Origin of the sequence: Streptomyces sp. UH6 (assembly GCF_013421635.1) — a bacterium.
Classification (GTDB): domain Bacteria; phylum Actinomycetota; class Actinomycetes; order Streptomycetales; family Streptomycetaceae; genus Streptomyces; species Streptomyces abyssomicinicus.
In genome coordinates this window covers 1-6738 of the sequence record NZ_JACADT010000248.1, presented here as the reverse complement: position 1 = coordinate 6738, position 6738 = coordinate 1, and the positions used below count along the sequence as shown (strand labels likewise).

General features: G+C 72.6%; 5 protein-coding genes. 4 read left to right on the top strand and 1 reads right to left on the bottom strand.

Annotated elements, in window-relative coordinates; genetic code table 11:
* Together HW445_RS14365 and HW445_RS14360 are read left to right on the top strand one after the other, a co-directional pair.
* On the top strand, positions 1-1601 hold a 1601-nt coding region (locus HW445_RS14365; RefSeq protein ID WP_180221414.1), incomplete at its 5' end, for an ATP-binding cassette domain-containing protein.
* A complete protein-coding gene (locus HW445_RS14360; protein WP_180221413.1) occupies positions 1598-2485 on the top strand; it encodes an ABC transporter permease in 888 nt (295 codons plus the stop codon). The genes HW445_RS14365 and HW445_RS14360, both read left to right, overlap by 4 nt.
* A 102-nt stretch (positions 2486-2587) precedes the next feature.
* Here the strand turns inward: HW445_RS14360 and HW445_RS14355 are convergent, their stop codons facing one another.
* Entirely contained in the window at positions 2588-4279 is a 1692-nt protein-coding gene (locus HW445_RS14355; RefSeq protein WP_180221412.1) for a carbohydrate-binding module family 20 domain-containing protein, read from the bottom strand.
* A 480-nt stretch (positions 4280-4759) separates the two neighbouring features.
* Here HW445_RS14355 and paaI point away from each other — a divergent pair, with 480 nt between their 5' ends.
* Positions 4760-5170, top strand: coding sequence for a hydroxyphenylacetyl-CoA thioesterase PaaI (paaI, locus tag HW445_RS14350; protein WP_257231068.1), 411 nt, complete (start codon positions 4760-4762; stop codon positions 5168-5170).
* Positions 5160-6521, top strand: coding sequence for a phenylacetate--CoA ligase PaaK (gene paaK, locus HW445_RS14345; RefSeq protein WP_180221410.1), 1362 nt, complete (start codon positions 5160-5162; stop codon positions 6519-6521). Before paaI ends, paaK begins: the two co-directional genes overlap by 11 nt.
* The last annotated feature ends 217 nt before the right edge of the window (positions 6522-6738 follow it).

Below are 6738 nucleotides of genomic sequence, written 5' to 3'. Positions count from 1 at the left end.
GCGCGAGCGGCGCGGAGTACCCCGGCCTGAACGGCGACCCGCTGCGCGTCCCGCTGGCCGGGAAGGAGCAGCGGATCGAGAACCCCGCGGGCGCCGCGCCGCCCGCCGTCTCCTCGCTGCCCGGTCTCGCCGCGGGCGGCGGCATGTCCCAGCTCTCCTCGCTGGGCGTCGGCATCTCCCTGGACATCCCCGGCCAGTTCGCGGCGTTCGAGTCGCGGCCGCTGACCGAGGACGTCCGGATCACCGGGTCCCCGACCGCCACCCTCCACGTCGGGTCCACGGCGGACGACGCCGTCCTCTTCGCCAAGGTCTACGACGTCGGCCCCGACGGCCGTCAGCAGGTCCTGCCCTCCCAGCTGGTCTCCCCGCTGCGGGTGCCGGCCGGTCAGGACGCGCGGATCGCGCTGCCGGTCATCGACCACGAGGTCCGCGCCGGGCACCGGCTGCGGCTGGTCCTCGCCGCCACCGACCTCGCCTACTCCTCGCCGGTGGCGCCCGCGACGTACACGGTCTCCCTCCGCGGGGACCTGATGGTCCCGACCGCACAGGACGTGACGGCGGCCGCCACCCCGCTGCCGGCCAGGATCTGGTGGCTGCCGCTCGCCGGCCTGGTGATCGCGCTGGCGCTGCTGCTGGCCGGCCGCCGCCGCGCGGCCACCCCGCCGCCGTCCGGCGAACTCGCCGGTGTGCCGCTGGAGATCACCGGGCTGAGCAAGCGGTACGCCGGTTCCGCCGACCGTTACGCGGTGCGGGACCTCTCCTTCCGGGTGGAGAAGGGCCAGGTGCTGGGCCTGCTCGGCCCCAACGGCGCCGGCAAGACCACCACCCTGCGGATGCTGATGGGCCTGATCCGGCCCGACGAGGGGGAGATCCGGGTCTTCGGCCACGCGATCCGGCCGGGCGCCCCGGTGCTCTCCCGGGTCGGCGCCTTCGTGGAGGGCGCGGGCTTCCTGCCGCACCTGTCCGGCCGCGAGAACCTGGAGCTGTACTGGCGGGCCACCGGTCGCCCCGCCGAGGACGCCCACCTGGACGAGGCGCTGGAGATCGCGGGCCTGGGCGACGCCCTCCAGCGCGCCGTGCGCACCTACTCCCAGGGCATGCGGCAGCGCCTGGCCATCGCCCAGGCCATGCTGGGGCTGCCCGACCTGATGATCCTCGACGAGCCCACCAACGGGCTCGACCCGCCGCAGATCCGTGAGATGCGCGAGGTGATGATCCGGTACGCCGCGGCCGGCCGAACCGTGATCGTCTCCAGCCACCTGCTCTCCGAGGTGGAACAGACCTGCACCCATCTGGTCGTGATGGACCACGGCCGGCTGGTGCAGGCCGGTCCGGTCGCGGAGATCGTCGGCACCGGCGACACGCTGCTGGTCGGGACCGCCGAGCCGGTGGCCGCGCCGCTGGTGGAGAAGGTGGCCGCGCTGCCCGGGGTGGACACCGCGGTGGCCACCGACGACGGCCTGGTGGTCCGGCTGAAGGCCGGCGGCGCCTCGAGCCACCTGGTCGCCGAGCTGGTCCGGCTCGACGTCCCGGTGGAGTCGGTGGGCCCGCACCGGCGGCTGGAAGACGCGTTCCTCACCCTGATCGGAGGCCCCGCATGAGCACGACGCTCACCGAGCCCGAGGCCGGCCCGGCGCGCGCCGCGACCGCCGAGGGCTACCGGCCGGGGCGGACCCTGCCGCTGCGGGTGGAGTTCGCCCGGCAGCTCAAGCGTGGACGCACCCTGGCCATGGCGGCCGTGCTGACGCTGCTGCCGGTGGTCATGGCGGTGGCCTTCGCCGTCGGCGACGACGGCGAGGAGGGACCGGGCCGCCGGATCAACCTGATGGACACGGCCACCGCGTCCGGCGTCAACTTCGCCGCGACCTGCCTGTTCGTCTCGGCGAGCCTGCTGCTGGTCGTGCCGGTGGCGCTGTTCTGCGGCGACACCGTGGCCTCGGAGGCCAACTGGTCCTCGCTGCGGTACCTGCTGGCGGCGCCGGTGCCGCGGATGCGGCTGCTGTCGTCCAAGCTGGCCGTCGGGCTGGCGATGAGCCTGGCCGCCATGGTGTGGCTGCCGCTGGTGGCGCTGGCGGTGGGTTCGGTCGCCTACGGCTGGGGTCCGCTGCGCATCCCCACCGGAGGCTCGCTGCCGCTGACCGAGGCCCTCTGGCGCCTGCTGCTGATCGTCGGCTACCTGTTCGTGTCCCAGCTGGTCACGGCCGGCCTGGCGTTCTGGCTCTCCACCCGCACCGACGCACCGCTGGGCGCGGTGGGCGGCGCGGTCGGCCTGACCATCGTCGGCAGCGTCCTGGACCAGGTCGAGGCGCTCGGGCACTGGCGTGAGTTCCTGCCCGCGCACTGGCAGTTCGCCTGGGCGGACGCCATCCAGCCGCAGCCCGTGTACGACGGGATGCTGCAAGGCATGTCGGTCTCGGTGACCTACGCGCTGGTGCTCTTCGCACTGGCGTTCCGCGGATTCGCCCGCAAGGACATCGTGTCCTGACCGGCACGGGCCCGCGTGCGCCTCGCGTGCGCCCGCGGACGTGGGCGAGGGGCGGCCGGGATGCCGTACGGCATCCCGGCCGCCCTTTCTCACGCGCCCCGCTCAGGCACGCCAGGTGTCGTTCAGCGTGATCTGTCCGGTGGACGGCACCGTGAGGGTGCGGTTGGCACCGGACTCCCAGGTGACGGCGCCGGACGCGTTCTTGCGGATGTACTTGTAGGAGCAGGTGGTCCCCGCGGGCACGGACACGTCCAGGCTCCAGACCGGGTAGGCCGCCGGGTCCAGCTTCGGGGCCTTGGAGGTGTCCCAGCCGCCCAGCTGCGAGCAGTCACCGGCGACGTGGATGTTCTCACCGAGGACGGTGGTGGCGTTCACCCGGAACGCGGCCCCGGCGGCCGGCTGGACCCCTCCGGAGCAGTTGCGCGCCCCGGTGTGCAGGGCCAGCGCGGTGCCGGCGCCGAGGGTGGCGGTGAACTGGCCGGAGGAGTTGACCGTGACGGCTCGGCCGGACTGCACGTCGCAGTAGTCACCGGCCGCCAGCGAGGTCTGGAACGTCCGGGAGAACGCCGAGGTGGTGTGGTTGATCGCCACGTACGCCTTGCTCCCGCGGCCGAAGGCGATCCGGTCCCCGCCGTCGTCCCACCAGTTGGTCACCGCCTGCCCGCGGGCGGTGTTGCGGAGGGCGACCATGGAGGATATCTCCCGCCAGGCGTGCTGGCACTTCCACCCGTCGCTGTAACAGGCGTTCACCTGGCCGCCGTTGGGCGGACCGGCGTCGTGGTCGGTGAACTCGTAGCCGGAGTGGACGTCCGGTGAGCCGTAGGGCCAGGCCAGCATGAAGACGCTCGCGAGGGTGTAGGCGGAGCCGCTCTTGTAGGTGAGCGTGTCTCCGCCGCGCTCGGTGTCGTGGTTGTCGACGAACACGCCGGCCTTGGAGGAACCCAGGTAGCCCCAGGACTCGCCGTAGTTCTTCAGGTAAGCGAGGTTCTCGTTGGTGAAGACCCGCTTGAGGTCGCGGGCGTAGCGGAACTCCTGCACGTCACCGGTGTTGACGTACTCGTCCGGCTGGACCGCCTCCCCGGCTCCGTGGATCACCTCCTGCTTCCAGTAGGCGTTCGGGTCGGTCAGCCGCGACTTGATCGCCGCGAGGTCGGCCGCGGGCATGTGCTTCGCGGCGTCGACCCGGAAGCCGTCGGCGCCGAGCGAGAGCAGGTCGTTCATGTACGCCGCGATGCGGCCGCGGACGTAGTCCTCGCCGGTGTCGAGGTCGGCGAGGCCCACCAGCTCGCAGTTCTGCACGTTGCCGCGGTCGCCGTAGTTGCTGATCTGCGCCGTGCAGTTGTCGAAGTCGGGGGCCGAATAGATGCCCGGATAGGCGTACTTGGTGTACGAGGAGCCGCCGGTGCCGGTGCCGGACCCGGCCGACATGTGGTTGATCACCGTGTCGACCACGACCTTCACACCCGCCGCGTGACAGGTGTCGATCATGCTCTTGAACGCGGTGCGGTCGCCCAGGCGGCCGGCGATCCGGTAGCTCACCGGCTGGTAGGAGGTCCACCACTGGGAGCCCTGGATGTGCTCCTGCGGGGGCGAGACCTGCACGTATCCGTAGCCGGCGGGACCGAGCTGGTCGGTGCACGCCTTGGCCACCGAGGCGAACTTCCACTCGAACAGGACGGCCGTGACGTCCTTGTCGCCGGGCGGTGCGGCCTGTGCCGGCGTCGGAGCCGCCACGACGGCCGTCGCCGCGCCCGCCACGAGGGCGAGAGCCGCGGCCGTGATCCTTCTGGCCATGTGTCCTCCACTGGGGGGAGAGGGGAACGGTGCGGGTGATTGCGGGGGGGGGTGATGCCGAGGGACACGCGACCGACTGCAAGAAATGGATGAGGCTTGCTGCAAGCTCTTGCAAGGGCGCGCGGTCGCGACCGTACGAGCGGCCTGACCGGGCGTCAACCCCTCTCGCAAGCAGGGGTTTCGTTGATCGTCGGGGAAATACGGGCGCTTCGCCCGCCACCGCCCAGAACGAACGCCCCGGTGCCGCCCAGCAGCCTCGGGCGGATCGCGACGAGTCACGGACGGATCTCGGGCAGGCGCCCCGCCGCCCTCACCGCACACACGACGCCCACCGGACGCCACTGTCCACACCCCTTGACAGCCCTCCCGCGCGGCTGAATTACTGGCCCTGCGCACGAATACCGAATGTTCGGTCGGTTACACAGGGTGGTGGAATCCGTGACGCGGACTACTCAGGGCTCCCTCGGTCCGGCGGAGGCCATGTTCGCCGCGGACGAGGCCTCGGCCCGGCTCGGCATCGAGCTGGTCGAGTCCGGCGCGGGGAAGGCCGTGTGCCGGATGCGGGTGACCCGCGCGATGGTGAACGGGCACGGCATCGCCCACGGCGGCCACCTGTTCCTCCTCGCCGACACCGCCTTCGCCTGCGCCTGCAACAGCCGCGGTCCGGTGACCGTCGCCGCGGGGGCCGACATCGCGTTCGTCGCCCCCGTGCACGAGGACGACGTCCTGACGGCGACCGCGGAGGAACGCATCCTTTTCGGCCGCAACGGCGTCTACGACGTCACGGTCCGGCGCGGGGACGTGGTGGTCGCGGAGTTCCGCGGCCGCAGCCGCGCGGTCGGCGGCGGAGCCGGCCGCCTCCAGCACCCGAGGAGTCGTGATGACCGCTGACCCGTCCGCCGTGCGGACCCGCCCCGCCCGCCTCGGGGAGCCGCTCCCCGGGGAACTGCTGGACGCGGCCGAGCGCCTGACCCGGGAGGAGTTGCGGGAGCTCCAGCTGGAGCGGCTGCGCTCCTCGTTGCGGCACGCCTACGACAACGTCGAGCGCTACCGGCGGAAGTTCGACGAGGCCCAGGTCCGTCCGGAGGACTGCCGCTCCCTCGACGACCTGGCCCGTTTCCCGTTCACCACCAAGAGCGACCTGCGGGACACCTACCCGTTCGGCATGTTCGCCGTGCCGATGTCCGAGGTCCGCCGGGTGCACGCCTCCAGCGGCACCACCGGCCGTCCCACCGTGGTCGGGTACACGGAGAACGACCTGTCGGCCTGGGCCGACCTGGTGGCGCGCTCCATCCGCGCGGCCGGCGGGCGCCCCGGCCACAAGGTGCACGTCAGCTACGGGTACGGCCTGTTCACCGGCGGTCTCGGGGCCCACTACGGCGCCGAGCGGGCCGGCTGCACGGTCATCCCGGCCTCCGGTGGGATGACGGCGCGCCAGGTGCGGATCATCCAGGACTTCCGTCCCGAGATCATCATGGTGACGCCCTCCTACATGCTCACCCTGCTCGACGAGTTCGAACGCCAGGGGATCGACCCGCGCACCACGTCGCTGCGCGTGGGCGTCTTCGGGGCCGAGCCGTGGACGGAGGAGATGCGGCGCGAGATCGAGGAGCGCGTGGGCCTGCACGCCGTCGACATATACGGCCTGTCCGAGGTGATGGGGCCGGGCGTGGCCCAGGAGTGCGTGGAGACCAAGGACGGGCTGCACGTCTGGGAGGACCACTTCCTCCCCGAGGTCGTCGACCCGGTCACCGGCGAGGTGCTGCCGGACGGCGCCGAGGGCGAGCTGGTGTTCACCACCCTCACCAAGGAGGCGCTGCCGGTGGTCCGCTACCGCACCCGCGACCTCACCCGGCTCCTGCCCGGCACCGCCCGGCCGGCGTTCCGCCGCATCGAGAAGATCACCGGGCGCTGCGACGACATGATCATCCTGCGTGGGGTGAACGTCTTCCCGACGCAGATCGAGGAGGTCGTGCTGCGCGTCCCCGGCCTCGCCCCGCACTTCCAGGTACAGCTGACCCGGCGTGGCCGGATGGACCACATGACGGTCCTGGTGGAGGCCGCCCAGCGGGGCGCCGGCGACCGGCGGCGCGAGGAGGCGGCCCGGGCCGTGGCCCAGGGGGTCAAGGACGGTGTCGGCGTGACGGTCGAGGTGCGGGTCGTCGACCCGGAGACGCTGGAGCGGTCGGTCGGCAAGCTGAAGCGGGTCAAGGACCTGCGGGAGGACCGAGCCGGGGCCTGAGGGGGGCCTGAGGGGGGTCGTGGGACCCGGAAAAACGGTTCCGCCCGCCCGGCCGTCCCGCGGTACCGTGCCGCGACAGAGCCTGGATCACTCGATCGGGGCGGGCGGGGCAAGCGGGGCGGGCGGGGCGGATGAGGATCGACGGCCGGACGGTACGCGCGCTCAACGGGCTGACGGCGCGGTGGGCCGACGAGGCTCCCGCCGAGGGCCGGGGCAC